Annotated in this window: 21 protein-coding genes; 6 read left to right on the forward strand and 15 right to left on the reverse strand. The window is 69.3% G+C overall.

Annotation, left to right across the window (positions count from 1 at the left end):
* Positions 1–58: 58 nt before the first annotated feature.
* The 4 genes from ACRXBZ_RS07555 to arc all read right to left on the reverse strand — a co-directional run bounded on the left by ACRXBZ_RS07555 (position 59) and on the right by arc (position 4,963).
* A complete protein-coding gene (locus ACRXBZ_RS07555; protein ID WP_010310552.1) occupies positions 59–250 on the reverse strand; it encodes a ubiquitin-like protein Pup in 192 nt (63 codons plus the stop codon).
* Positions 251–411: 161 nt separating this feature from the next.
* Complete coding sequence (dop, locus tag ACRXBZ_RS07560; RefSeq protein WP_168584448.1) at positions 412–1,911, reverse strand: depupylase/deamidase Dop; 1,500 nt, start codon at positions 1,909–1,911, stop codon at positions 412–414.
* A 233-nt stretch (positions 1,912–2,144) separates the two neighbouring features.
* Positions 2,145–3,095 carry an aldo/keto reductase gene (locus ACRXBZ_RS07565; protein ID WP_433878432.1) on the reverse strand — a complete coding sequence of 317 codons (951 nt, stop codon included), beginning with the start codon at positions 3,093–3,095 and terminating at the stop codon, positions 2,145–2,147.
* A gap of 80 nt (positions 3,096–3,175) precedes the next feature.
* On the reverse strand, positions 3,176–4,963 hold the full coding sequence (arc, locus tag ACRXBZ_RS07570) for a proteasome ATPase (RefSeq protein WP_168589730.1): 1,788 nt from the start codon (positions 4,961–4,963) through the stop codon (positions 3,176–3,178).
* Between the two features lie 521 nt (positions 4,964–5,484).
* Here arc and ACRXBZ_RS07575 point away from each other — a divergent pair.
* Together ACRXBZ_RS07575 and ACRXBZ_RS07580 are read left to right on the forward strand one after the other, a co-directional pair.
* Positions 5,485–6,135 carry an Rv0361 family membrane protein gene (locus tag ACRXBZ_RS07575; RefSeq protein ID WP_433878433.1) on the forward strand — a complete coding sequence of 217 codons (651 nt, stop codon included), beginning with the start codon at positions 5,485–5,487 and terminating at the stop codon, positions 6,133–6,135.
* A 37-nt stretch (positions 6,136–6,172) separates the two neighbouring features.
* Positions 6,173–6,925: a hypothetical protein gene (locus tag ACRXBZ_RS07580; RefSeq protein WP_433878434.1), complete on the forward strand. Its 753-nt coding sequence runs from the start codon at positions 6,173–6,175 to the stop codon at positions 6,923–6,925.
* A 69-nt stretch (positions 6,926–6,994) separates the two neighbouring features.
* Here ACRXBZ_RS07580 and ACRXBZ_RS07585 read toward each other — a convergent pair whose 3' ends face one another.
* A complete protein-coding gene (locus ACRXBZ_RS07585; protein WP_433878435.1) occupies positions 6,995–7,828 on the reverse strand; it encodes a tRNA (adenine-N1)-methyltransferase in 834 nt (277 codons plus the stop codon).
* Between the two features lie 133 nt (positions 7,829–7,961).
* Entirely contained in the window at positions 7,962–9,101 is a 1,140-nt protein-coding gene (locus ACRXBZ_RS07590) for a site-2 protease family protein (protein ID WP_433878436.1), read from the reverse strand.
* Between the two features lie 89 nt (positions 9,102–9,190).
* Between ACRXBZ_RS07590 and ACRXBZ_RS07595 the strand changes: the two genes are divergently transcribed.
* Positions 9,191–10,081 (forward strand): RecB family exonuclease, encoded by an 891-nt coding sequence (locus tag ACRXBZ_RS07595; protein ID WP_433878437.1) that lies wholly within the window; start codon positions 9,191–9,193, stop codon positions 10,079–10,081.
* A gap of 261 nt (positions 10,082–10,342) precedes the next feature.
* Here ACRXBZ_RS07595 and hisG read toward each other — a convergent pair whose 3' ends face one another.
* The 8 genes from hisG to ACRXBZ_RS07635 all read right to left on the reverse strand — a co-directional run bounded on the left by hisG (position 10,343) and on the right by ACRXBZ_RS07635 (position 20,552).
* Positions 10,343–11,191 (reverse strand): ATP phosphoribosyltransferase, encoded by an 849-nt coding sequence (gene hisG / locus ACRXBZ_RS07600; protein ID WP_168584455.1) that lies wholly within the window; start codon positions 11,189–11,191, stop codon positions 10,343–10,345.
* Positions 11,192–11,226: 35 nt separating this feature from the next.
* Entirely contained in the window at positions 11,227–11,490 is a 264-nt protein-coding gene (locus ACRXBZ_RS07605; RefSeq protein ID WP_168584456.1) for a phosphoribosyl-ATP diphosphatase, read from the reverse strand.
* A gap of 65 nt (positions 11,491–11,555) precedes the next feature.
* Positions 11,556–11,765, reverse strand: a complete 210-nt coding sequence (locus tag ACRXBZ_RS07610; protein WP_433878438.1) for a hypothetical protein — start codon at positions 11,763–11,765, stop codon at positions 11,556–11,558.
* Positions 11,765–12,454, reverse strand: a complete 690-nt coding sequence (locus tag ACRXBZ_RS07615; protein ID WP_433878439.1) for an HAD family hydrolase — start codon at positions 12,452–12,454, stop codon at positions 11,765–11,767. Before ACRXBZ_RS07615 ends, ACRXBZ_RS07610 begins: the two co-directional genes overlap by 1 nt.
* A 119-nt stretch (positions 12,455–12,573) precedes the next feature.
* Positions 12,574–13,791, reverse strand: coding sequence for an RNA-guided endonuclease InsQ/TnpB family protein (locus ACRXBZ_RS07620; protein WP_433878440.1), 1,218 nt, complete (start codon positions 13,789–13,791; stop codon positions 12,574–12,576).
* A gap of 4 nt (positions 13,792–13,795) precedes the next feature.
* Positions 13,796–14,194, reverse strand: coding sequence for an IS200/IS605 family transposase (gene tnpA / locus ACRXBZ_RS07625; protein ID WP_168584178.1), 399 nt, complete (start codon positions 14,192–14,194; stop codon positions 13,796–13,798).
* A gap of 123 nt (positions 14,195–14,317) precedes the next feature.
* The gene (gene metH, locus ACRXBZ_RS07630) at positions 14,318–17,863 is read right to left on the reverse strand and encodes a methionine synthase (protein ID WP_433878441.1); all 3,546 of its coding nucleotides are present in this window, start codon (positions 17,861–17,863) and stop codon (positions 14,318–14,320) included.
* A 319-nt stretch (positions 17,864–18,182) separates the two neighbouring features.
* A complete protein-coding gene (locus tag ACRXBZ_RS07635) occupies positions 18,183–20,552 on the reverse strand; it encodes a lysylphosphatidylglycerol synthase domain-containing protein (protein WP_433878442.1) in 2,370 nt (789 codons plus the stop codon).
* A 312-nt stretch (positions 20,553–20,864) separates the two neighbouring features.
* Between ACRXBZ_RS07635 and ACRXBZ_RS07640 the strand changes: the two genes are divergently transcribed.
* Complete coding sequence (locus tag ACRXBZ_RS07640; RefSeq protein ID WP_433878443.1) at positions 20,865–21,752, forward strand: PAC2 family protein; 888 nt, start codon at positions 20,865–20,867, stop codon at positions 21,750–21,752.
* A gap of 137 nt (positions 21,753–21,889) precedes the next feature.
* Here the strand turns inward: ACRXBZ_RS07640 and mshC are convergent, their stop codons facing one another.
* Positions 21,890–23,125, reverse strand: a complete 1,236-nt coding sequence (gene mshC / locus ACRXBZ_RS07645) for a cysteine--1-D-myo-inosityl 2-amino-2-deoxy-alpha-D-glucopyranoside ligase (protein WP_433878444.1) — start codon at positions 23,123–23,125, stop codon at positions 21,890–21,892.
* Between the two features lie 551 nt (positions 23,126–23,676).
* On the opposite strand from mshC, the gene ACRXBZ_RS07650 reads away from it, so the two are divergent.
* Together ACRXBZ_RS07650 and ACRXBZ_RS07655 are read left to right on the forward strand one after the other, a co-directional pair.
* Positions 23,677–24,726 (forward strand): quaternary amine ABC transporter ATP-binding protein, encoded by a 1,050-nt coding sequence (locus tag ACRXBZ_RS07650; RefSeq protein ID WP_433883823.1) that lies wholly within the window; start codon positions 23,677–23,679, stop codon positions 24,724–24,726.
* The gene (locus ACRXBZ_RS07655; protein ID WP_433878445.1) at positions 24,719–25,615 is read left to right on the forward strand and encodes an ABC transporter permease; all 897 of its coding nucleotides are present in this window, start codon (positions 24,719–24,721) and stop codon (positions 25,613–25,615) included. Before ACRXBZ_RS07650 ends, ACRXBZ_RS07655 begins: the two co-directional genes overlap by 8 nt.

The following is a 25,615-nucleotide window of genomic DNA, read 5'->3' on the forward strand; positions in this document are numbered from 1 at the left end:
GGCCGGAGGGGCCGGCCCGGAGCAGCCCGTGCGGACGGCGTCGGATCGGACCCGCGGACTACTGGCCGCCCTTCTGCACGTAGGCGCGGACGAAGTCCTCGGCGTTCTCCTCCAGGACGTCGTCGATCTCGTCCAGGATGGCGTCGACGTCCTCGCCGAGTTTCTCGCGACGTTCCTGACCGGCGGCCTCCGGGCCCTGCTCTTCGTCGCCTTCGCCGCCGCCGTGCCGCTGAACCTTTTCCTGGGACATCTTGCCCTCCCGGTGGTTGCATTTTCGGGTGTAGTCCCCGCAGCAGGGACACCCTGCTGTGAACACTACCCATCCGACACCCGTTAGCCCACGCCCAGCCGAGCGGTATTCCGATCAACGCACCGGCCTGACCGGTGCGAAAACGTGGTTTTCCCGGAGTCTCACCCCTTGGTCAGGGAGTCGACCAGCTCCTCGGCGCTGGCCGCGGCCTCCAGCAGCGCACCGACGTGGGCCTTGGTGCCGCGCAGCGGTTCCAACGTCGGGATGCGCACCAGGGATTCCCGGCCCAGGTCGAAGATCACCGAGTCCCAGGACGCCGCGGCCACCTCGGCCGGGTAGCGCTCCAGGCACCGGCCGCGGAAGTAGGCGCGGGTGTCCTCCGGCGGCGCGGTGACCGCGTCCCGCACCTCGTCCTCGCTGACCAGGCGCTTCATCGAGCCGCGGGCGACCAGCCGGTTGTACAGGCCCTTGTCCAGCCGCACGTCGGAGTACTGCAGGTCGATCATGTGCAGCCGCGGCGACGCCCAGCCCAGGCCGTCGCGGGTCCGGTAGCTCTCCATCAGCCGCAGCTTGGCGGGCCAGTCCAGCCGGTCGGCGCAGTCCATCGGGTCACCGCCGAGGAGGTCCAGGACCTCGCCCCAGGTCTGCAGCACGTCGCGGGCCGTCCGCTCGGCGCCGCGCTCGTCGAGGTGCCGGGCGGCGCGCTCGTGATAGGCGCGCTGCAGGTCCAGGCCGGTGAACCGGCGCCCGTCGGTGAGCTCGACGGTCTGCTTCAGGGTCGGGTCGTGGCTGATCAGGTGCACGGCCTGCACCGGGTCGGCCAGCTTCAGGTCGTCGAAGCGCTGCCCGGACTCGATCATGTCCAGCACCAGCGCGGAGGCGCCGAGCTTGAGGTAGGTCGAGGTTTCCGCGAGGTTCGCGTCGCCGATGATGACGTGCAGCCGCCGGTACTTGTCGGCGTCGGCGTGCGGCTCGTCGCGGGTGTTGATGATGCCGCGTTTGAGGGTGGTCTCCAGGCCGACCTCGACCTCGATGTAGTCGGAGCGCTGGGAGAGCTGGAACCCGGCCTTCTCGCCCGCCTGCCCGATGCCGAGCCGACCCGACCCGCAGATAACCTGGCGGGACGCAAAGAACGGGGTCAGGCCGCCGATCACGGAGGTGAACGGGGTGCTGCGCGACATCAGGTAGTTCTCGTGGGTGCCGTAGCTGGCGCCCTTGCCGTCGACGTTGTTCTTGTACAGCTGGATCGGCGCGGTGCCGGGCACGCTGGCCGCCCGCATCGCCGCCTCCTCCATGACGCGTTCGCCGGCCTTGTCCCAGATGACCGCGTCCCGCGGGTTGGTCACCTCCGGTGCCGAATACTCCGGGTGCGCGTGGTCGACGTACAGCCGCGCGCCATTGGTGAGGATGACGTTGGCCGCGCCGAGGTCATCGCCGTCCGAGCCGTTGGTCTGCTGCACCGCGGCGCTGAGGTCGAACCCGCGGGCGTCGCGCAGCGGCGACTCGACCTCGTAGTCCCAGCGCGCGCGCCGCGCCCGCGGGATGTCGGCCGCCGCCGCGTAGGCCAGCACGATGTGCGTGGAGGTCAGCACCGGGTTGGCGCTGGAATCGCCCGGCACGACGATGCCGTACTCGACCTCGGTTCCCATGATCCGCCGCATACCACGCAGCGTACGGGGTATCACCGACCAAGCGGAGGGCCGCACGCCACAGGTATCGGACGGGTCCGAACTGTGACCCGATTCGGCGCGTGCCTCGAAGGGTGGATGCGACGATCGGGAAGAGTGGTTCAACGACCCGGATCCCCGCAATTTCCATTGAAATCGAAGGTTCGATTTCCATTGAAATTGCGGACCCGCCCGGGGAAACGCTTTAGTGCCAGGGTAGGTCGACTCTAGTGCCAGGGTAGGTCGGCTCGTTCGCCCCAGTAGGTCGCGGCGTCGCGGGCCAGCGGCCGGAGCGCGTCGATGTCCCGATCGGTCAGTTCCACCCGGCACGCCGCCAGGTTCGACTCGAGCTGCTCGACGCTGGCCGGGCCCATCAGCACCACGCCGGCCCAGGGCTGGTGCAGGACGTGCGCGAGCGCGATGGCGTCGGTCCCCACGCCGTGCCGGTCCGCGATCTTGGCCAGCGCCGGTGGCGGGTCCACCGCGAGCCGCCCGTTGGCCAGGGTTTCCTTCACCAGCACCCGCCAGCCCCCCGTGTGCGCCTCGGCGAGGTACCGGCCCACGGACGGCTCCAGGGTGTTCCAGGTGGACTGCACGGCACCGAACAGCTGCCGCCCGCCGACCTCGATCTCCCAGGCGCGTTCGATGGTGTCGCCCTGCGCCGCGCCGCTGGTGGAGAAGCCCAGCAGCACCCCGGCGTCCCGGATCCGGGCCAGCTCGTGCTGCAGCACCAGGTCCTCGAACAGCGGGCTGCCGGTGGTCAGCGAATGCACCTGGTACAGGTCGATCCGGTCGCCGAGCAGCGTCCGGGTCTCCGCCCACTGGGTGCGCAGGCGTTCCACCGAGTGCTCTTTCACCTCGTGCACCTCGGTTTCGATGCGCCACTGCGCGACGTAGGCGTAGCCCCACTTGCTGGACACCGTGACGTCCTGGTGGCCGCGTTCGCGCAGCCAGTCCGCGAGGAACTGCTCGGCGCTGCCGTAGGAGCGGGCCGTGTCCACCCAGCGGATCCCGTTGGCGTACGCGGCGTCGAGCACCGTTCGGGTGCGTTCCCGCATCGCCTGCGCGGTGCGCTGCACGGGCAGCACATCGGCGCGCCCGACGTTGATGTAGGCGGGCCTGCCGAGCGCGGCGAGGCCGAGTCCTAGGCGCTGTACGGGTTGTTGGGCTGGGATCATGCCTGGAAAGTAACCGCTGTCGCCGCGCCGCACAGCTCGGGGCTGCCACCCGCGCGAGGATGGCGGCCCCGGCTGCTTCCTTACAGGTACTGGCCCGTGTTGGTGGCCGTGTCGATGGCCCGCCCGGACTCCTGGTTCTTCCCGCTGACCAGGGTGCGGATGTACACGATCCGCTCGCCCTTCTTGCCGGAGATGCGGGCCCAGTCATCCGGGTTGGTGGTGTTGGGCAGGTCCTCGTTCTCGGCGAACTCGTCGATGATGGCGTCCTGCAGGTGCTGCACGCGCAGACCCGGCTGGCGGGTCTCCAGCACCGACTTGATGGCCGCCTTCTTCGCCCGGTCCACGATGTTCTGGATCATCGCGCCCGAGTTGAAGTCCTTGAAGTACAGGACTTCCTTGTCGCCGTTGGCGTAGGTGACCTCCAGGAACCGGTTCTCCTCGGTCTCGGCGTACATCCGCTCGACCGTGGTCTGGATCATCGCCTCCACGCACGCGCCCTTGTCGCCGCCGAACTCCTTGAGGTCCTCCTCGTGGATCGGCAGTGTCTTGGTCAGGTACTTGGAGAAGATGTCCTTGGCGGACTCGGCGTCCGGCCGCTCGATCTTGATCTTCACGTCCAGCCGGCCCGGGCGCAGGATCGCCGGGTCGATCATGTCCTCACGGTTGGAGGCGCCGATGACGATGACGTTCTCCAGCCCCTCGACACCGTCGATCTCGCTGAGCAGCTGCGGCACGATGGTGGTTTCCACGTCGGAGGAAACCCCGCTGCCGCGGGTCCGGAAGATCGAGTCCATCTCGTCGAAGAACACGATCACCGGGGTGCCCTCGGAGGCCTTCTCGCGAGCCCGCTGGAAGATCAGGCGGATGTGCCGCTCGGTCTCGCCGACGAACTTGTTGAGCAGTTCGGGGCCCTTGATGTTCAGGAAGTAGGACTTGGCCTGACCGTCGTCGTCCCCGCGCGCGGCGGCGACCTGCTTCGCCAGCGAGTTGGCGACGGCCTTGGCGATCAGCGTCTTGCCGCAGCCCGGCGGGCCGTACAGCAACACGCCCTTCGGCGGCCGCAGCTGGTACTCGATGTAGAGGTCGGAGTGCAGGAACGGCAGCTCCACCGCGTCCCGGATCTGCTCGATCTGGCCGGCGAGACCGCCGATGTCCTGGTACCCGACGTCGGGCACCTCCTCCAGCACGAGGTCTTCGACCTCGGCCTTCGGCACGACGTCGTAGGCGTAGCCCGCCTTGCTGTCGACCAGCACCGAATCGCCCGCCTTCAGGCCGGACGCGGCCAGTGGTTCGGTGACCCACACCACGCGTTCCTCGTCGGTGTGGCCCAGCACCAGCGCCCGGGGGCTCTCCCCGGCACCGCTGGACATGAGCTCCCGGAAGGTGCAGACCTCACCGGTTTGCTCGAACGCACCAGCCTCCACCACCGTCAGGGCCTCGTTGAGGCGCACTGACTGGCCCAGTCTCAGTTCCTCCGTCTCGACGTTGGGCGACACCGCCACCCGCATCTTGCGACCAGACGTGAACACGTCGACCGTGCTGTCCTCGTAGCGGTGCAGATACACGCCGTAGCCGCTAGGGGGCTGGGCGAGCCGGTCGACTTCGTCGCGCAGCGCCATCAGCTGGCCCCGCGCTTCCTTCAGGGTCTCGGTGAGTTTGGCGTTCCGTTCGGTGAGCTGACTCACTCTCTCGGATGCCTCGGCCAGCCGCTTTTCCAGCAACCGGACCTGTTGGGGAGACTCGTTGAGCCTGCGGCGCAGCAGCGCAACCTCGTCCTCGAGGAGACGAATCTGGCTGCGGAGTTCGGAGCCAGCGCTGTACTGCTCGCCGCCCTCCTCAGGTCGGCTGCCGGGACGGTCGTGCTGCATATCGGCACCCTCCTCCCGTGCTCGTACCACCACGGTACCGGCGATCACCGACGACGGCGGCGTCGTTGATGCCTGCCGGATCGCCCAGCGTGCCACAAAAATCCGCGAATACCCACGAGGTGAGCCAGGTTGGTACCCGTGGGTCGCGCGATTCCCCGGCCGGGCGGACACGTTGCGTTGACGATCATGGTCCGTTCGATACGTTCCGCGCCGGGTCGCTCGGCCCCTCGAGCACCGGTTTTCCGTGGCGCCACGCGGATCGCGGCGGTCGGCGGACATCCGGGTTAACCGATCCGGCAACCGGGTGGCGTTGCGGCGGTCCGCACGTTGGCACACGCAGCACTTCTCCCATCATTTGGAACAACTGCGCTCGGACACCACTCACGCCGGAGAAGAACGCTCCGTGACGTTTGGATGCCGAAAGTCCACTCCGTGCACCTCGCGCCGCGGGCTCTGATCTACTTACGGCCGCCGCGCACACCGCGGCCGCGAGACTCAACACCACTCCGGGGGAGGAGTTCATGACCTATCCGCCACAACAGCCTCAACCGGGCGGGTGGGGCCAGCAACCCATGGGCAACGGATTCCCGCAGCAGGGCCCGCCGGGAACCCCCCAGCAGCAGCCCGCCTGGTACGGCAATCAGCACACCGGCTGGGGCCAGCAGGGGCAGGAACAGCCGCAGCAGGCTCCCATGGCCCCGCAATGGGGCAGCGAGTTCGGCCCCGGTTCCTGGCTCCAGGAACCGGGCGGCTTCGCCGACGTCGAGCCGCCGCAGCAGCAGAAGTCGAAGCTGCCGCTGATCCTCGGTCTGGTCGGGGCGCTGGTCGTCATAGCCGGGATCGGCGTCGGGGTGTTCTTCTGGCTGGGCAGCGGCCCCGGCGAGGCCCGCCCGGTGGCCCAGGAGGTCGTGAACAAGGTCAACGCCGGTGACTTCGTCGGCGTCAGCAGCTTGTTCTGCCAGTCCAACAAGGCCCAGCTGGACAACGACATGGGCCAGCTCAAGCAGTGGAAGTTCAACATCAAGCTGGGCAACGTCACCGAGCGTGGCAACCAGGCCACCGCAAAGTTGACCGGAACCTACGAGGCCGACGGATCGTCCACAACTGTGGACCAGACGATGGGCCTGATCGTGGAGGACGGCACCTGGAAGGTCTGCCAACTCGACCAGTGAGCCCGCAATCTGAGAATTTCAAAACGGGGGAGGACCCATGACGTACCCACCGCAGCAGCCACCCGGACAGGGCGGCTGGGGGCAGCAGCCCGGCGGCCAGTATCCGCCCAGCGGTGGCCAGCCGCAGCAGCCCGGCGGCGCCTACCCGCCCAGCGGCGGCCAGCCCCAGCAGGGCTACGGGCAGCCGGGCGGCGCGTACCCGCAGAGCGGGCCGCAGCCGCAGCAGGGCTACGGCCAGCAGCCCCCGTACCCGCCGCAGGGCGCAGGGTTCGGCCAGCCGGGCTTCGACGCCCCGAAGAAGAAATCCCCACTCCCCTGGATCCTCGGCGGCGTCGGCGGTCTGCTCGTCATCGGCCTGGTGATCACCCTGATCGTGGTCTTCACCGGGGGCCCCGGCGACCCCCGGAAGGTCGCCCAGCAGGGCGTCGACATGATCAACTCCAAGGACTTCGCCGGTCTGCAGCCGCTGGCCTGCAAGAAGGACCAGGAAGACTTCCAGAAGATGCTGGACACCTTCGAAGGCAAGAGTGGCGAGTTCGACGAGCTCAAGGAATTCGGCGTCACCGACTCCGACATCCAGAAGCTGATCGACGGCATGAAGATCGAGATGCAGCTGGGCGAGGTCAAGGACAACGGCGACAACACCGCCACGGCCAAGATCACCGGCAACGTGAGCATCACCGCCGACGTCGAGATCATGGGTCAGAACGTGGCCGACATGATCCCCAACCAGCCGATCGATGAGGAGTTCAAGCTGGTCGTCGAAGACGGTTCCTGGAAGCTCTGCTGATCCATACCTGATCAATCGGTAGCGGCCCGCCCCGATCCCTGGAACCGGATCGCGGCGGGCCGCTTCACGTCAGCCCTTGCTCGGGCGGCGCTGCACCCGGGGTGGGGTCACGCCATCGGCCAGGCGGCGGGCGGTCAGGAGGAACGCCGTGTGGGCGACCATCCGGTGCTCGGGGCGGACCGCCATGCCCACCACGTGCCACGGGCGCAGGAGGGTTTCCCAGGCCTGGGGCTCCGTCCAGTTCTGCTGCTCGCGGATCGCCTCCGTGATCCGGGACAGCTGGGTCGTCGTGGCGACGTAGACGATCAGCACCCCGCCTGAGCGCAGCTTGCCGTGGACGGTTTCCAGGACCTCCCACGGCGCGAGCATGTCGAGCACCACCCGGTCGACCGGTTCGCCGTCGTACTCCCGCACGTCGCCCAGCTGCAGCGTCCAGTTGTCCGGCTTCTCGCCGAAGAACCGCCGCACGTTGCGCTCCGCGTGCTCCGCGTGGTCCTCGCGCACCTCGAACGACGTGACGCTGCCCTCCGGGCCGACCGCGCGCAGCAGGGAGCAGCTCAGCGCGCCAGATCCGGCACCTGCCTCCAGCACCCGCGCGCCCGGCCGGATGTCGCCCCACATCAAGATCTGCGCCGCGTCCTTGGGGTAGATGACCTGGGCGCCGCGCGGCATGGACAGCACGTAGTCGGCCAGCAGCGGGCGCAGCGCCAGGAACGACGTGCCGCCCGCCGAGGCCACCACCGAGCCCTCCGGCTTGCCGATCAGGTCGTCGTGCGCGAGCGCACCGCGGTGCGTGTGGTACTCCCCTCCCCGCTCCAGGACGACCGTGTACTTGCGGCCCTTCGGGTCGGTCAACTGGACCCGGTCGCCGGGCTGGAACTCACCGCTGGCGGTGCTGCTCAACTGCTGCCTACTCTCCACGCTGGTACAGCACACCATCGTCGCAGAAGGGCCAAGGAGTATCCGGAGCGGCTTGCCCGGCGGTGCGGGTAGTGGTGCGGGTGGCGGGCATGGCCAAAGCGAGAAGACCCCGCCGTCACCCGCGACGGGAGCGCAAGGCGCTGCGCAGGTCCTCGCGGCGCAGCACTCCGCTCGGCCTGCCTTCGCCGTCGATCACCAGGAACTGCCAGGCCAGCACCGACTGGACGCGCTCCAGGATCGCGTCCGGGGTTTCGCTGTCGAGCAGGATGGTGTCCGGGTCCACCGGTTCGGCGGCTCGCTCGGCCGGTTCGTTGGGCGCGTGGGTCGCCAGCCGCTCAGCCGCGGTCTGGTCGAGCAGGCCGACCGCGATGCCGTCGGCGCGCACCAGCACCACTCCCCGGCCCGCCGCCGCCAGCAGCGCATCGCCCACCGGGCTCTCCGCCGGGAGCTGCAGGACGGGCCGCACCAGTTCGCGCAGCTCCAGCCCCACCGGCCAGCTCTTGCGCTGCTCGGCGGCGTGCTCGGCACTGGCCCCGGCCACCACGAACCACGCCATCAGCACGCAGACGCCCAGCCGCAGCCACTGGTCCTGGGCGTCGTCGAGCAGCCCGGCCAGCGCCCAGGCGATCAGGGCCGCGGCGACCGCTCCCGCACCGATCACGCCCGCCGTGGTGCCCGCTCCGCGCTTCCCGGTGATCTGCCAGGTCAGCGCCCGCAGCATCCGGCCGCCGTCCAGCGGCAGCCCCGGCAGCAGGTTGAACACGGCCACGGCCAGGTTCGCCACGCAGGTCTGCGCCACCAGCAACCAGATCGCGCCGCCTGGCACCAGGGCGAACCAGCCGATGCCGGTGGCCACCGCCAGCACCATCGACACCGCCGGCCCGGCCGCGGCGATCAGGCCCTCCTGGGCCGGCTTAGGCGGCGTCCGGGATATCTCCGACAGGCCGCCGAGCAGGAACAGCCGGACGCGCCGCACCGGCAGCCCCAGGCGCAGCGCGACGATGCAGTGCCCGAGTTCGTGCAGCAGCACCGAAACCGCCAGCAGCACGGTGAACACCGCCGCCAGCACCGCGCTCTCCCAGATGCCCGCGTCCGGCAGGATCCGGCCCACCAGCGGCGTGTACAGCAGCACGATCAGCGCCGCCCCGAGCCACCACGACGGCGAAAGCAGCACCGGCACTCCGGCGACGCGGCACAGCAGCAGGCCGCCGTCGTTCGGTTTGGGCCGGGCAGGCGGGGATGCGGTCGACGGCATGCAGGCAGGGTAGTGCGCCATGCGTGAGGCGGTTGTGATCCGTGCGGGGGGTGATCGCGTGTCGGTCCGCTCGTTTAGGGTTTCGGGCCATGGCGGAATCGGCGCAGGCGGCAACAGACGGAACGCTCCAGGACGGCGGGACCAGGCGTCCTGCGCTGTCCCCGTCCCGCGCGAGCGACTTCAAGCAGTGCCCCCTGCTGTACCGGTTCCGCGCCGTGGACCGGTTGCCGGAAACGCCGACCAAGGCGCAGGTGCGCGGCACGGTGGTGCACTCGGTGCTGGAGCGGCTGTTCGGGCTGCCGACGGCCGAGCGCGACCCGGCACGGGCGCGGGCGCTGCTGCAGCCGGCCTGGGAGGAGCTGCTCGCGCAGCAGTCCGAGCTGGGCGAGCTGTTCGACGGTCCCGGCGACCCGGAGCTGGCGGGCTGGTTGGAGTCGGCGAACGCGCTGCTGGACGCCTACTTCGAGCTGGAGGACCCGCAGCGGCTGGAGCCGGCGGCCTGCGAGCTGCGGGTGGAGACCGAGCTGGCTTCCGGGGTGCTGCTGCGCGGGTTCATCGACCGGGTCGACGTGGCCCCGACCGGCGAGATCCGGCTGGTCGACTACAAGACCGGTGCCGCGCCGCGGGAGATCGGCGAGGCCAAGGCGATGTTCCAGATGAAGTTCTACGCCCTGGTGCTGTGGCGCACCCGCGGCGAGATCCCGCGCCAGCTGCTGCTGATGTACCTGGCCAGCAAGCAGCGGCTGGCGTACACGCCGGACGAGACGGAGCTGCGCCGCTTCGAGCGCACCCTGGAGGCGATCTGGCAGGCGATCCTGCGGGCGGGCAAGACCGGCGACTTCCGGCCGAATCCGAGCCGCCTGTGCGACTACTGTGACCACAAGCCGCTGTGCCCGGCCTTCGGCGGCACCCCGCCGCCCTACCCGGGCTGGCCGGAGCCTGACCCGGGCCCCGAATCCGTCCTCGACCGCACCGACTGACCGGTCCGGGACCCGGGCTGCAGAACGAGCCTGGGAATTCTTAGATCCTTTTGGTGAATGCCGTCCGCGCCTTTGGAAGCGGCGTAGCCGCTTGCATTCACCTTGCCAAGACGACCATCGGCGGGTTCTGGGAGGTTTTCTGGCGAGGACGGCCCCTCCGCCGTGTATTGGACATACATCAGGAGGGGCACCCGCAGTCCAGGGAACCTCTCTCAGGTTCCGCTAAGCGACCACCCACCCAGACCATTCACCGACAGGCTCTTAAAGGCGGCAGGCGCGGATGTCGGACGACAAGATCGCCTTGGCACCGACGGCCGCGAGACGGTCCATGATCGCCGGGGCCTCCTTGCGGGAGACCATCGCGCGCACCGCCACCCAGCGGTCGTCGGCCAGCGGCGACATAGTCGGCGACTCCAGGCCCGGGGTCACCTTGGTGGCGTCGTCGAGCAGCTCGCGCGGGCAGTTGTAGTCCAGCATCACGTACTGCTGGGCGAACACCACGCCCTGCAGCCGGGCGATGAGCTGGTTCTTCGCCTGCTCCTCGTCCGAGCCGCGCCGCTGGATGACCACCGCCTCGGAGTTGCAGATCTGGTCGCCGAAGGCCACCAGGCCGTGCTGGCGCAGCGTTCGGCCGGAGCCGACGACGTCGGCGATGGCGTCCGCGACGCCGAGCTGGATGGAGATCTCCACCGCGCCGTCGAGCCGGATGACGTCGGCCGTCACGCCGTGTTGCGCGAGGTCGTCGGCGACGAGCTTCGGGTAGGAGGTGGCGATCCGCTTGCCCTGCAGGTCCGCGACGGTCCACTCGTGCGGGCCAGCCGGGGCGGCGTAGCGGAACTTGGAGCCGCCGAAGCCGAGCGCGAGCCGCTCCTCGACCGGCGCGCCGGAGTCGCGGGCCAGGTCGCGGCCGGTGAGCCCCAGGTCGAGCTCGCCGGAGCCGACGTAGATCGCGATGTCCTTGGGGCGCAGGAAGAAGAACTCGACCTCGTTGACCGTGTCCAGGACGGTCAGGTCCCGCTGCTCATGGCGCTGCCGGTACCCGGCTTCCGCGAGCATCTCGGATGCGGGACCGGCCAGCGTGCCCTTGTTGGGCACAGCCACACGCAGCATGGGACTCGATCTCCTCGGTTATTCCTGGGTCGGGTTCACAGGTAGCGGTACACGTCCTCAAGGGACAGTCCACGCCCCAGCATGATGACCTGCAGCCGGTACAGCAGCTGCGAGATCTCCTCGGCGAGCTGTTCGTCCGATTCGTGCTCGGCGGCGATCCACACCTCGCCGGCCTCTTCGATGACCTTCTTGCCCTGGGCGTGCACCCCGGCGTCGAGCGCGGCTACCGTCGCCGAGCCCGCCGGTCGGGTGCGGGCCCGTTCTTGCAGTTCGGCGAACAACTCGTCGAAGGTCTTCACAGTGCACGATCCTTGCATCCCGGGTCGCCGGCCTCGACGGCGGACCCGGTCGTTTGCTGGTTCCATCACGACACGTCATCTGGTGGCCAACTCACCGGAACCCGGTGGTCGCCTCCAGCGCCGCGCCGAGCGTGTCCTTGATCATGGCCAGCGCGGCGCCTCCGGGGCTGCACCGACCGCCCGGCCCGCCGCGCGGTCTCGTCGAAACGGATGAGTCCGGCGTACTCGCGTCCGACCGGACCGTAGCCGACCAGGACGACCGGGACTTCGATCATCACGCCGCTCGCACGAACAGCTCGCCGAGGGCGGCGAAGTCCACGTCCGCCAGCGAGTCGCGCAGCACCCGGTGCGGGCCGGGCTGCAGCGGCACCTCGCACGGGATGGCGATCACCAGGCAGCCGGCGGCTTCCGCCGAGGCCACGCCGGTCGGCGAGTCCTCGATCGCGACGCAGTCCGCGGGGTCCACGCCGAGCAGCCGCGCGGCCTTCAGGTACGGCTCGGGGTCGGGCTTGTTCTTGCCGTCCACCTCGTCGCCGCAGACCGTCAGGTCGAACGAGCCGCGGCCGAGGGTCTCCAGCGCGAGCTCGGTCAGGGACCGGATCGTGGAGGTCACGAGCGCGGTGGGGATGCCCAGCTCGCGGGCCTCGCGCAGCGCCTCCTGCGCGCCCGGCCGCCACGGCAGGCCCCGCTCGAACAGCTCTTCCATGCGGGCCGTGACCCACTGGGCCGCCGCGTCGACCTCGGCGTCCGTGTCCGGGATCCCGGCATCGGCCAGCAACATCCGCATGCTGCGCGTCATGTTGGAACCGACCATCGCCTCCCTGGTGGCGTCGGTGAGCGCGCCCCCGCGATGCCTTGCGTAGTCGTCCAGCGCGATGGTCCACAACTTCTCGGAGTCGACGAGCGTGCCGTCCATGTCGAACAGCACTGCGGCGGGCGAGGTCTGACCGGCGTCGCGGGTCACTCGGGATTCTCCGTTCCGGGAGGAGGTTTGGGACCAGGGCCGCCTCCAGTAGAGCATCCGGGCCCGGCCGTCCCCAGCGAAAGTGTCCAATCCCTCGTCGGTTGACGTCCTCCCCACGGCTAAAGCCGGGGGGTTCCAACCAGCGCTAACGCCGGTTGAGGTTCCTGCTTCACGGACCGCCTAACGGCGAGGTCTCCACAGGCTGTCCCCGCCCGTCCGGCGGCGAGAATGTTCTTCGCCGCGTTCACGTCAGCGTGCGCGGTGTGGCCGCACTGGGTACACCGAAAAACCGCTTGGCTCTCACGGCTTTCCGGGTCCACAGCACGGCACACCGCGCACGTCTGCGACGTGTACGCAGCAGGCACCTTCACGATCTCGCTGCCGCTATAGCGGGCAGCGTTACGCAGGGCCAGTTCAAGCTTGTGCCAGCCTTTGCCGAGGATGGCGCGGTTCAGGCCGGACTTGTGGGCGACGTTCCGGCCGGGTTCTTCGGCGGTTCCGCTCGCCGACCGGGTCATGTTCCGGGTACGGAGGTCTTCCAGCACGACCAGCGCGTTGCGGTCGGTGAGCCCGGCCGCGACCTGCGAGCAGAAGTCCGCTCGCCGGTCGCGTTCGCGCCGCTTCAACCGGCGCATCTTGCCGAGCGTCTTCTTACGGTTTGCGCTGCCCCGCTTCTGCCGGGAAAGCTTCTGCTGCAACCCGCGGTAACGCTCATCCTCGCCAGGCGAGACGAAATCGCGGTCAATGAGCTTGCCGTCACTGGTAGCTACCGCTGCCGCGACTCCACGGTCGACACCGACGCCGCTGTGGGGTGCGGCGTGCCGTTCTGGGGTGCTGGCGCCGTCGTCGACGAACAACGACACGAACCAGTCCCGGCCGTCGCGGGACACTGTCACGGACCGCACGGCACCGCCGAGCTGGCGGGTCATGCGGAACCGCACCCACCCCAGCTTCGGGAGCTTCGCCCGTCCCCACCGCTTGTTCAGCCGCTCGACCCCGATGAGCTTGCCCATCGGGAACCGGAACGACGGGTTCCAACGCTGCTTACCGCGCCACTTAACCCGGAACGTGCCGTGGTCGCGGCACGCCCGGTCCAGATCCTTCAACGCCTGCTGAAGGATGTGCGACGGCGCGGTCTGCAACCAGTCGTGCTCGGTTTTCGCGTCGGCGAGCTCTCCGGCTTGCTCGTTGTAGTTCAGCCACGCCCCGCGCCGCCGGTACTCGCGGCGTTGTTCCAGGGCGGTGTTCCACACTGCCCGGCAGATATTGCCGAACTCCTCACACTGGGCGGCCTGCGCGGTGGTGAGCTTCAAGCGGTAGCGACGTCCCGTCAGCATCGGCTCACCGGGCCTTCTGCTGTTCGACGTAGCGCTTGATGACCGACAGCGGTGCGCCGCCGACCGTCGCGACGAAATAGCTGTTGGTCCACAGCGTCGGAAGCTTCGACCGCAACCACGGGAACTCTTCCCGCAACACACGCGACGAACGCCCCTTAATCGCTTTGACCAGCTTGTGCACCCCGTACTGCGGGTCGACTTCGACGAGAAGGTGAACGTGGTCCGGCATCGTTTCCAGCTCCACCAGCCACGCCCCCTTCTCCTCGACGACTTCCCGGATGAGCTGCTTCAAGCGTTCTTCCATCCGGCCACCGATGACCCGGCGCCGGTATTTCGGGCACCACACGACGTGGAACGCGCACTGAAAGGTGATGTTCGCGTTCGATCGCAGCGTGACGGCCATACCCAACACTATACAGAACCGAACTATCTAACGTTGGCAGGGTTACCGCTGGCGCGTCAGGATCGGACTTGACGTGCTAACCCCACGGATAAATCCGGGGGTCTGCGCACTACATCTACCTGATCAGGTGTTGAAGTACTTGGCTTCCGGGTGGTGGGCGACGATCGCGTCGGTGGACTGCTCCGGGTGCAGCTGGAACTCCTCGGAGAGGGTCACGCCGATCCGTTCCGGTTGCAGCAAATCGACGATCTTGGCCCGGTCCTCCAGGTTCGGGCAGGCGCCGTAGCCCAGGGAGAAGCGCGCGCCGCGGTAGCCGAGCCGGAAAAATTCCTCCACTGTGGACGGATCCTCCGCCGCCACCGGGGCGCCGGAGGCGAACAGCAGTTCCTGGCGGACGCGGCGGTGCCAGTACTCCGCCAGCGCCTCGGTGAGCTGCACCCCGAGGCCGTGGATCTCCAGGTAGTCGCGGTAGGCGTTGCGGGCGAACAGCTCGTTGGCGTGGTCCGCGATCGGCTGGCCCATCGTGACCAGCTGCAACGGCAGCACGTCCACCTGCCCGGACTCCTCGGCGCGCTCCCGCGAGCGGAAGAAGTCCGCGAGGCACAGGTGCCGGTCGCGGGCCTGCCGGGGGAAGGTGAAACGGCAGCGCTCCGGCGCGTCCGCCTCGTCCTTGTCCAGCACGACCAGGTCGTCGCCCTCGGACACGCACGGGAAGTAGCCGTAGACCACCGCCGCGTGCTGCAGGATCCCCTCGGTGGCGAGCGCGTCCATCCAGTACCGCAGCCGCGGGCGCCCCTCGGACTCGACCAGTTCTTCGTAGGACGGACCGCCTTTCGCGCCGCGCAGCCCCCACTGGCCGAAGAACGTGGCCCGCTCGTCCAGGTAGGCGGCGTACTCGCCGACCGGCACGCCGCGCACCTCGCGCCGCCCCCAGAACGGCGGCGTCGGCACCGGAACGTCGGCGGCCACGTCCGAGCGGCTCACCGGCGCGGGCTCCGCCACCGCTGCCTTGCGTTTCTCGGCGATCCGCAGCGACCGTTCCCGGCGGGCCTTGCGCTCGGCCTTCTTCGCCTCCTCGGCCGGGTCCGGGGCCACCACGCCGCCGCGCTTGCGGGCCATGATGGAGTCCATCAGCCGCAGTCCCTCGAAGGCGTCGCGGGCGTAACGCACCTCGCCCTCGTACAGCTCGTCGAGGTCGCTCTCCACATAGGACCGGGTCAGCGCCGCGCCGCCGAGCAGCACCGGGAACGCCTCGGCCACTCCCCTGGCGTTGATCTCCGCCAGGTTCTCCTTCATGATCACCGTGGACTTCACCAGCAGCCCGGACATGCCGATGGCGTCCGCGTCGTGCTGCCGCGCGCTGTCCAGGATCGTGCCGATCGGCTGCTTGATGCCCAGGTTGACCACGTTGTACCCGTTGTTGGACACGATGATGTCGACCAGGTTCTTGCCGATGTCGTGCACGTCGCCCTTGACCGTGGCCAGCACCAGGGTTCCCTTGCCTGCGGCGGAGTCCTTCTCCATGTGCGGCTCCAGGTAGGCGACCGCGGCCTTCATGACCTCGGCGGACTGCAGCACGAACGGCAGCTGCATCTGCCCGGAACCGAACAGCTCGCCCACGACCTTCATGCCGGCCAGCAGGTTCTCGTTGATGATCTCCAGCGGCGGCTTCGCCGCCATCGCCGCGTCCAGGTCCGCTTCGAGCCCGTTGCGCTCGCCGTCGACGATCCGCCGCTCCAGCCGTTCGAACAGCGGCAGCGCCGCGAGTTCCTCGGCGCGCGAGGCCCGGCTGGACTTCGCGGTCTGGCCCTCGAAGAGCTCCATCAGCCGCTGCAACGGGTCGTAGCCGTCGCGGCGCCGGTCGTAGACCAGGTCGAGCGCGACCTGCCGCTGCTCGTCCGGGATCTTGTTCATCGGCAGGATCTTCGAGGCGTGCACGATCGCGGTGTCCAGCCCCGCTTCCCGGCACTCGTTGAGGAACACCGAGTTCAGCACCTGCCGGGCCGCCGCGTTCAGTCCGAAGGAGACGTTCGAAATTCCCAGCGTGGTGCGGACTTGCGGGCGCGTGCGCTTGAGCTCGCGGATCGCCTCGATGGTCTCGATGCCGTCGCGGCGCACCTCCTCCTGGCCGGTGGAGACCGGGAAGGTCAAGGTGTCGACGATGATGTCCGACTCGGCCAGACCCCAGTTGCCGGTCAGGTCGTCGATGATCCGGTTGGCGACCCGCAGCTTCCAGTCCTTCGTGCGGGCCTGCCCGTCCTCGTCGATGCACATCACCACGACCGCCGCGCCGTGCTCGCGGACCAGCTCCATGACCCGCCGGTAGCGGGAGTCCGGGCCGTCGCCGTCCTCGTAGTTGACGGAGTTGACCACGCACCGGCCGCCGAGCCGTTCCAGCCCGGCACGCAGCACCGGCGGCTCGGTGGAGTCCAGCATCACCGGCAGCGTCGAGGCGGTGGCCAGCCGCGCGGCCAGTTCGGCCATGTCGGCGGTCCCGTCGCGGCCCACGTAGTCCACGCAGAGGTCGATCAGGTGCGCGCCGTCGCGGGTCTGGGCCTTGGCGATCTCGACGCAGTCGTCGTAGTCACCGGCCAGCATCGCCTCGCGGAAAGCCTTGGAGCCGTTGGCGTTCGTGCGCTCGCCGATCACCAGCACCGACGCGTCCTGGTCGAACGTCACCGCCTGGTACAGCGAGCTGACGCCCGGCTCGGGCCGCGGCTCGCGCGGCGGCGGGTCCAGTTCCCGCACCGCCTCGACGACCTGCCGGATGTGCTCGCCGGTCGTGCCGCAACAGCCGCCGACCAGGCGGGCGCCGAAGTTCGCGACGAACTCGGCGAGCGCCTCGGCCAGCTCCTCCGGGGTCAGCGGGTACACGGCTCCGCTCGGCCCGAGCTCGGGAAGCCCGGCGTTGGGCATCACCGACAGCGGCACGCGCGAGTGCTTGGCCAGCTGCCGCAGGTGCTCGCTCATCTCCGCCGGCCCGGTGGCGCAGTTCATCCCGATCAGGTCGATGCCCAGCGGCTCCAGCGCGGTCAGCGCGGCGGTGATCTCGGTGCCCAGCAGCATCGTGCCGGTGGTCTCCACCGTCACCTGCGCGATGATCGGCACCCGCCGCCCGGCCCGCGCCATGCCGCGCTTGGCTGCCAGCACCGACGCCTTGGTCTGCAGCAGGTCCTGCGAGGTCTCCACGAGGACCGCGTCGATCCCGCCGTCGAGCATGCCGAGGGTCTGCTCCTCGTAGGCGTCGCGCAGCGCTTCGAAGCCCACGTGCCCCAGCGTCGGCAGCTTGGTGCCCGGCCCCATCGCGCCCAGCACGAACCGGGGCTGCCCGGCGGTGGCGAACTCGTCGGCGCACTCCCGCGCCAGCTGTGCGCCGCGCTCGGCCAGCTCGCGGATGCGGTCGGCGATGCCGTACTCGCCGAGGTTGGCCAGGTTCGTGCCGAAGGTGTTGGTCTCGACCGCGTCCGCCCCGGCCGCCAGGTACCCGCGGTGCACGTCGCGCACCACGTCCGGGCGGGTCGCGTTGAGAATCTCGTTGCACCCCTCCAGCCCCGCGAAGTCGTCGAGGCCTAGCGGCACCTCCTGCAGCATGGTGCCCATCGCGCCGTCGGCGACGAGGACTCGGCGCTCCAGCGCCTCCAGCAGGGGTGACCAGGGAGAATGCGGCATACCAACCAGCGTACGAGCGGCGGCCAACCGGATTCCCACACTGTGGTACCCGGCCCGGCCCCCGCACCGCGGCGCAGGATGAGCCGCGATTTCCCTACAAGCTGCCTTTGAAGCGGCGCAGCCGCTTAGCCCACCCCCGCAGCCGGCACCGCCGCGGGTTCTCAGGAGTGCCTTGCGGGGACACCCCGCCCCCCGAGCCTTTCTCGCGAGGACAGCCCCAGCGCCGCGTATTGGTCATACGCAAGTCGGGGATCCCGGAGTCGAGAAGGCTTCTGAGGTTCCGCCACCCGCACCGCTACGCAGGATGAGCCCCCATTTTCTAAATCACGCCGCGGTGTTGCAGGTAGCGGAACACGAGTATGCCGGGGAGCACGGGCAGCCAGTAGGTGAGCAGGCGGGAGATGAGCACCGCCGTGATCGCCGCGGTCGCCGGTACCCCGATGGCACCGAGGCCCGCGAGCAGCACCGCCTCGACGGCGCCGAGGCCGCCGGGCGAGGGCACCAGGTGGCCGAGGGTGTTGCCGATGATGAACACGACCGTCACCGCCACCCACGAGAAGTCCGGGTGCAGCGCGGCCAGCGACGCCGCCAGTCCCAGGCCCGAGACCACCAGGTAACCCAGCGCGCCGCCGAACAGCTGGAGCGCGCGCACCGGGTGGCGCAGCGTCTCCAGCAGTTCGCGAACGACCTCCACCGACGGTGCGGCGATCCGGCGGCGGCCGAAGGGCGAGGCCATCACGACCGCGGCGACCACCAGCACCGCGACCGCGGCGACCGCCACCGGCCAGCCGGTCGGGATCGAGAGGTTGGTGAACGTCCCGGACAAGCCGACCGCGAACACCCCGAACACGGCCACGACGAACGCCACCGCCCCGGTGCCCGCCTGGTTGAGCAGCGTCACCCCGACCGCCACCCGCCGCCGCAGCCCGAGCCGCTCCATGTACACCACGTTGATGCCGAAGAACCCGGCGCCACTGGGCGTGGTGCGCCCGGTGAACGCGGCCGCCACCTGCACGAGAAGGGTCTGCCAGAACGGCAGCGGAACCCGGCTGGAGCCCTGCACGGAGACCGACGACGCCAGGATCGACAGGAATCCGGTCGCCACCGCCACGCCCAACCAGACCCAGTTCGCGTGCTGCACCGCCGTGAGCACCGCGCCCATGCTGGAAAGCTCCGGGAGCAGCAGGTAGACGGCTGCGGCGATGAGCAGCATGCCGATCACGGTGATCGGGCGGACCGGCGAGCGGAACCCCGGGATCGGCAGGCCCAACCCGTCGGCAAGGGCTTCGCGCAGTTCGGGCACCAGGAAGCGGCCGTGCGGCGCCTGGTTCCTGATCCGCCGGGGCAGCGCCAGCGGGACCAGGTTCCGCAGTGCCGCCGCGAGCTGCTCGGCGGGGAGCGCGCGGATCGCGGTGGACACCGTGCGCTCGGTGCCGGCCACCGTCGCCAGCGAGAGCATCGCCTCGGCCAGGTCCTGGGCGCAGCGCGCCTCGTCCGCACCCGCGTGGCTGAACGTGAAGCTCAGCAGCCAGGGCCGGTTCTCGTCGTCCACCAGGATGTTCTTCGCGCGCAGGTCGTGGTGGGCGATGCGGGCCCCGGCCAGGGCCGCGAGCTGCGCCCAGATCGCCGCCAGCAGCTCGTCGTCGATGTCGTCGCCCCGCATCTCCGACAACCGGCGTCCGCGCACCTGCCCGACCACCAGCAGCGCGGGCGCGTGCTTGACGTCGCAAGCCAGCACGACCTGCGGGGTGCGCACCCCGGCCCGCTCGGCCAGCAGCGTCACGTAGGCCTCGTGCTCCACCTCGTGGTGCGGGGTCGACAGCCGCGGCTCGTCCTGGACGTCGAGCAGCGTGAGCAGCCGTTTGATCTTGTACCAGGGTCCGGCGCGGCGGCTCATCCGCCGCACCACCTTCACCCGCAGCGTCCGCCCGTCCCCGGTCCGCACCGCGAACTCGCGCGGCACCAGCAGCCGGTGCCGCAACGCGACGATCGAGACCGGTTTCAGCCCGGCCAGCTCCAGCTCGCCGAAGATCACCTTCTCGGAGACCTTCCGGCCGGGCGCGCCCCAGACGAGGTGGCAGAGCATCCCGACGCCCCAGCCCAGCAGCGCGCCACCCACCGTGTCCAGCGGCAGCTGGAGACCCAGGTGGACCACGGCCACGCCGGCCAGCACGGTGAGCCCCCAGCCGACCCGCCGCGCGGGCCCGCCCAGGTAGGGCGCGGCGACCACGGCCAGCACCGTCACGATGGCCACTTCGCTGGAGGGGAACGGGAATCCGCCCGGCGGCTCGAAGACCGGCGCCGGCACCGCCCGGGCGGGCAGCACCTGGTGCATGATCTGGGCGAGGCCCCAGGTCAGCGCGCCCGATCCCGCGCACAGCAGCGCTACCCGGATCCAGCCGAAGTACATCGCCACCGCGGTCACCCCGGCGATCCCGGCCCAGCCCCCGAGCCAGACCAGCACCACCCACACCGGATCGGAGATCGCCGGGATCCGCTCGAGCTGCTGGTAGATCGCGACCTCGACGGGGTTGGCGGGCACCAGCACCAGCAGCACGCTCAGCGTGAGCAGCCCGCCGGCGACGAGCAGCTTGGCGAGGTCCGCGGGGCGGCGGCCGATCGACAACCGCAGCCGGGACTTCGGGGATATCCCAGTCCCCTCGCTCGGTGACGATCCGGTGCTGTCCACTTGCTGGATCGGGTTCCCTCTCCGCTGACACCCACGGTGACTTGGGTAAAGGGTCTTGCCCGCGAAACCTCACGTCAAACCGGCAACCTGTGGTGCCCGGCCGGTCACGAGCGGTGCAGGGACGTCGGGCGCTCGCGTCGGCGTGGCGTCGTAGGCTGGCGCCGTGACCGATCGCGACGCACACAACACCGAACAACCGCGCGCCGAACTGCCCCAACTGACCGATCCGATCTTGGTCAGCGCTTTCGAAGGCTGGAGCGGCGGGCTTACCCAACCGCCGCGATCGCGCCGTAGCTTCGTAGGGAGGTTCGCGTGAGCGAGAAGCAAAACCTTCCCCAGCTTGCGAACCCCGTCGTCATAGCTGGTTTTGAGGGCTGGAACGATGCCGGCGACGCCGCCAGCTCCGCGATCGAGCACCTCCAGCTCATCTGGGACGCGACACCGTTGAGCGAGATCGACCCGGACCCGTACTACGACTTCCAGGTCACCCGCCCGACGGTGAAGCTGGTGGACGGCATCACCCGCCAGGTCTCCTGGCCGACCACCCGGCTGACGGTCTGCCGCCCGCCGGGCTGCGATCACGACGTGGTGCTGGTGCACGGCATTGAGCCGAACATGCGCTGGCGGGCGTTCTCCGCCGAACTCGTGGAGCAGATCGAGCGGATCGGGGCGCGCACCGTGGTCACCCTCGGAGCACTGCTCGCGGACGCTCCGCACACCCGGCCGGTGCCGGTCAGCGGTGCGGCATACGACACCGACTCGGCGGCCCGGTACGGCCTGGAGCGCTCCCGCTACGAGGGCCCGACCGGGATCGTCGGGGTCTTCCAGGACGCCTGCGTGCAGGCCGGGATCCCGGCGATCTCGTTCTGGGCGGCGGTACCGCACTACGTCTCGCAGCCGCCGTCGCCGAAGGCGACGCTGGCGCTGCTGCACCGGGTCGAGGACGCGCTCGACATCGAGGTACCGCTGGGCAACCTGCCGGAGCAGGCCGAGGAGTGGGAGCAGACCGTCAGCGAGATGGCGGAGGAGGACGAGGACGTCCGCAACTACGTCCGCGCGCTGGAGGAGCGCGGGGACGCCGAGGTCAAGCTGACCGAAGCCAGCGGCGACGCGATCGCGGCGGAGTTCGAGCGCTACCTGCGCCGCCGCGGCCCCGGGGGACCCGGCGGCAAGGGCCCGTTGGGCCCCGGCCCCGGCTGACCGAACGCAATCACGTGAAGCGCGAGGGGCACCCGCGGCCGTAATTGGACAGCCGAGCCAATCGGACAGCCGAGCCAATTGGACAGCCGAGCCAATTGGACAGCCGAGCCAATTGGACACGGGTGTCCCTCGCGGTTTCACAGCCCGACGCCGAGGAGGGCGTCGACGGCGGTACGGATGTGCTGCGGCGCGTCCCGGTCGGAGCCGCCGGAGGTCAGCGCCTCGTCGGCCCAGGCGTCGATCGCGCGCAGCGCCTGCTGGGTGTCCAGGTCGTCGGACAGCCGCTCACGCAGCCGTGCGACGGCCGGCTCCGCCGCCGGAGCCGCATCCAGCGCAACGGCCTCCCGCCACCGGGCCAGCCGCGCGGAGCCGTTGATCAGCGCGCCATCCGTCCACGACCGGTCGGTGCGGTAGTGACCGTCCAGCAGCGCCAGCCGGATGGCCATCGGGTCCACCCGGTCGCCGCGCAGCCGGGACACGAACACCAGGTTGCCCTTGGACTTCGACATCTTCTCGCCGTCCAGGCCGATCATCCCGGCGTGCACGTAGTGCTTGGCGAACGGGAACTCGCCGGTCAACGACTCGGCGTGCGCGGCGCTGAACTCGTGATGCGGGAAGATCAGGTCCGAGCCGCCACCCTGGACGTCGAAGCCGAGGCCGAGCCGGTTCAGCGCGATCACCGAACATTCCAGGTGCCAGCCCGGCCGGCCGGCGCCGAGCTCGGACTCCCAGGACGGTTCGCCGTCGCGGGCCATCCGCCACACCAGCGCGTCCAGCGGGTGCTCCTTGCCGGGCCGGTCGGGGTCTCCGCCGCGCTCGGCGAAGAAGGCGCGCATGGTCGCTTCGTCGTAGTTGGACTCGTAGCCGAAGTTGCCGGAGGACTGGTGCCGGAAGTAGATGTCGGGGTGCTCGCCGTCGACCCGGTAGGCCGCACCCGACGCCAACAGCTTGCCCACCGCCTCGACGATCTCCGGGATGGACTCGACCGCGCCGACGAAGTCGGCCGGCGGCACCACCCGCAGCGCCTCCATGTCCTCGCGGAACAGTGCGGTCTCGCGCATCGCGAGCACGACCCAGTCCTCTCGGTCGCGCTCGGCGCGCTCCAGCAGCGGGTCGTCGATGTCGGTGACGTTCTGCACATAGTGCACCTGGTGACCGTTGTCCAGCCAAACCCGGTGAACCAGGTCGAACGCCAGGTACGTCGCGGCGTGGCCCAGATGGGTTGCGTCGTACGGCGTGATGCCGCAGACGTAGATCCTCGCGACGGGCCCGGGTTCGGTAGGCCTGACCTCACCGGCGGCGGTGTCGAAGAGGTGCAGTGGGCTGGGTGTGCCCGGCACCTGAGGCACGGGAACCGATGACCAGGGTTGCATGCATCCGACCTTAAACGTCCGAGGCGAGTGGACGCCCCGGACGGGCGCCGTATCACATCGTGGGAAGATCGGCGATTTCTCGGCAGCGGCCGACGCAAAGATCTTGCGAAACTCAAACGGATTTAAGTTATGAAATCACCAAATCCCGGATACCCGAAAAAAGATCAATTGACCAGTCAGGAAAATCGGACGAACCACACAGAACCACCCATTGTGATCATTTGAATTCGCCGCTTCGCAACGTCGGCCCCGAAGTGGGATCATTCTCTTTGTCAATCGAATATTCGCACGTCAGAGGGTCGCGATCGACCCAACAAGCCGGGCCGCAAAGCCAAATCGGACAGCCGTAACGCAATCAGATCTTCACCCGAACGGCTGGACATCAAGATCCCGCTCAGTATGATCAAAGCCCGTATGAAAGGACACGAACGCGAATCCGCGACACGGCGAGTTGCTCGGCGGAGAACCGACAATTCGCGCAGCCCCGGAGCCCCGGTGGAACCCGCCAGCTCCGGCGAAGCAGGTGGAGGCGATCGGTGACATCGGTACGCGTGGAGCGGCTCTACAAGATCTTCGGGCCACAGCCGACGGAGCTGGTTCGCCGCCTGGAAGCGGGAGCCGACGAGGATGAGATCAAGGCGGCGGGCGCGACCGCCGCGGTGGTGGACGCGTCGTTCGACGTCGGAGAAGGCGAGACGTTCGTCGTGATGGGGCTGTCCGGCTCCGGCAAGTCGACGCTGATCCGCATGTTAAACGGGCTGCTCACGCCCACCACGGGCCGCGTGCTCGTCGACGGCGAGGACATCACCGGGATGTCCGCCAAGGCGCTGCGCGCCATGCGGCAGCAGCGGATGAGCATGGTGTTCCAGCACTTCGCCCTGTTCCCGCACCGCACGGTGCTGGACAACGCCGGATACGGGCTGCGGATCCGGGGATCGAGCATGTCCGAGATCACCGAGAGGGCGACCGAGGCGCTGAGCCTGGTGGGGCTGGAGGGCTGGGAGGACCGTTATCCCCAGCAGCTCTCCGGCGGCATGCGACAGCGCGTCGGGCTCGCCCGTGCGCTGGCTGCGCACACCGACGTGCTGCTGATGGACGAGGCGTTCAGCGCGCTGGATCCGCTGATCAAACGCGAAATGCAGGACCAACTGCTGAACCTGCAAGCGAAACTGGGCAAGACGATCATCTTCATCACCCACGACCTCAACGAAGCGATGAAGCTGGGCGACCGGATCGCGATGATGCGGGCAGGGCGGATCGTGCAGATCGGCACCGCCGAGCAGATCCTCAACGAACCGGCCGACGACTACGTGGCGAAGTTCGTCCAGGACGTCGACCGCAGCCGGGTGCTCACCGCGGCGGCCATCGCCGAGCCGCAGGGCACGGCCCCTCCCGGGGAGAAACCAGTGCCCGGCGATGCACCTTTGAAGGACCTGTTCGCCCGGATGAGCACCCGCGCCGTGCCGGTCCCGGTGGTCGATGAGCAGCAGCGGGTGCTCGGTGTGGTCACCCCGGCGGCGGTGTTCGAGGCGTTGAGCCGCGAGGCTCGGGTGTCCACCGCGGACGGCAAACCTGCCGAGAAGGAGGTGTCCGATGTCTGAGGCACTCTGGCTCGCGACCCAGTTCGAACTGCCGCGCATCCCGGTCGGCGACTGGTTCGCGGCCCTGGTCACCTGGCTGAACAACAACATCGGCCCGGTGTTCGACTTCATCGATGTCGTGCTGCGGTCGTCGGTGGACGGCCTGACCTACGCGCTGAACTGGTTGCCCGACCTGGTCATGGTGCTGGTGTTCAGCGCGCTGGCGCTGTGGCTGCGCAGCTGGCGGTTCGGGCTGTTCAGCCTGATCGGCTTCGGGCTGATCGCCAGCATGCTGATGTTCGAGTCGGCCATGCAGACCCTGTCGCTGGTGTTGGTGGCCAGCATCATCGCGGTGGCCATCGGGATCCCAGTGGGGATCCTGTCCGCCCGCAGCCGCAAGGTGAGCGGGGTGGTGCGGCCGGTGCTGGACCTGATGCAGACCATGCCCGCGTTCGTATACCTGATCCCGGTCATCTTCTTCTTCAACATCGGTGAGGTGCCGGGCGTGGTGGCCACCGTGATCTTCGCGTTGCCGCCCGGTGTCCGGCTCACCGAGCTGGGCATCCGACAGGTGGACACCGAGGTGGTCGAGGCGGGCGAGGCGTTCGGGGCGCCGACCCGCAAGATCCTCACCGGCATCCAGCTGCCGCTGGCCATGCCGTCGATCATGGCCGGCATCAACCAGGTGATCATGCTGGCCCTGTCGATGGTGGTCATCGCAGGCATGGTCGGCGCGGAGGGGCTGGGCACCGACATCTACGAGGCGGTCACCCGGGTTCGGCTCGGCCAGGGCTTCGAGGCCGGGCTGTCGGTGGTGATCCTCGCGGTCTACCTGGACCGGATCACTGCCGTGTTGTCGGACCGCTCGCCGGTGGCGCGGGCGGAGCGCAAAGCGGCCAAGACCGGCTGA

Source organism: Saccharopolyspora hattusasensis (assembly GCF_050972075.1).
GTDB lineage: Bacteria > Actinomycetota > Actinomycetes > Mycobacteriales > Pseudonocardiaceae > Saccharopolyspora > Saccharopolyspora hattusasensis.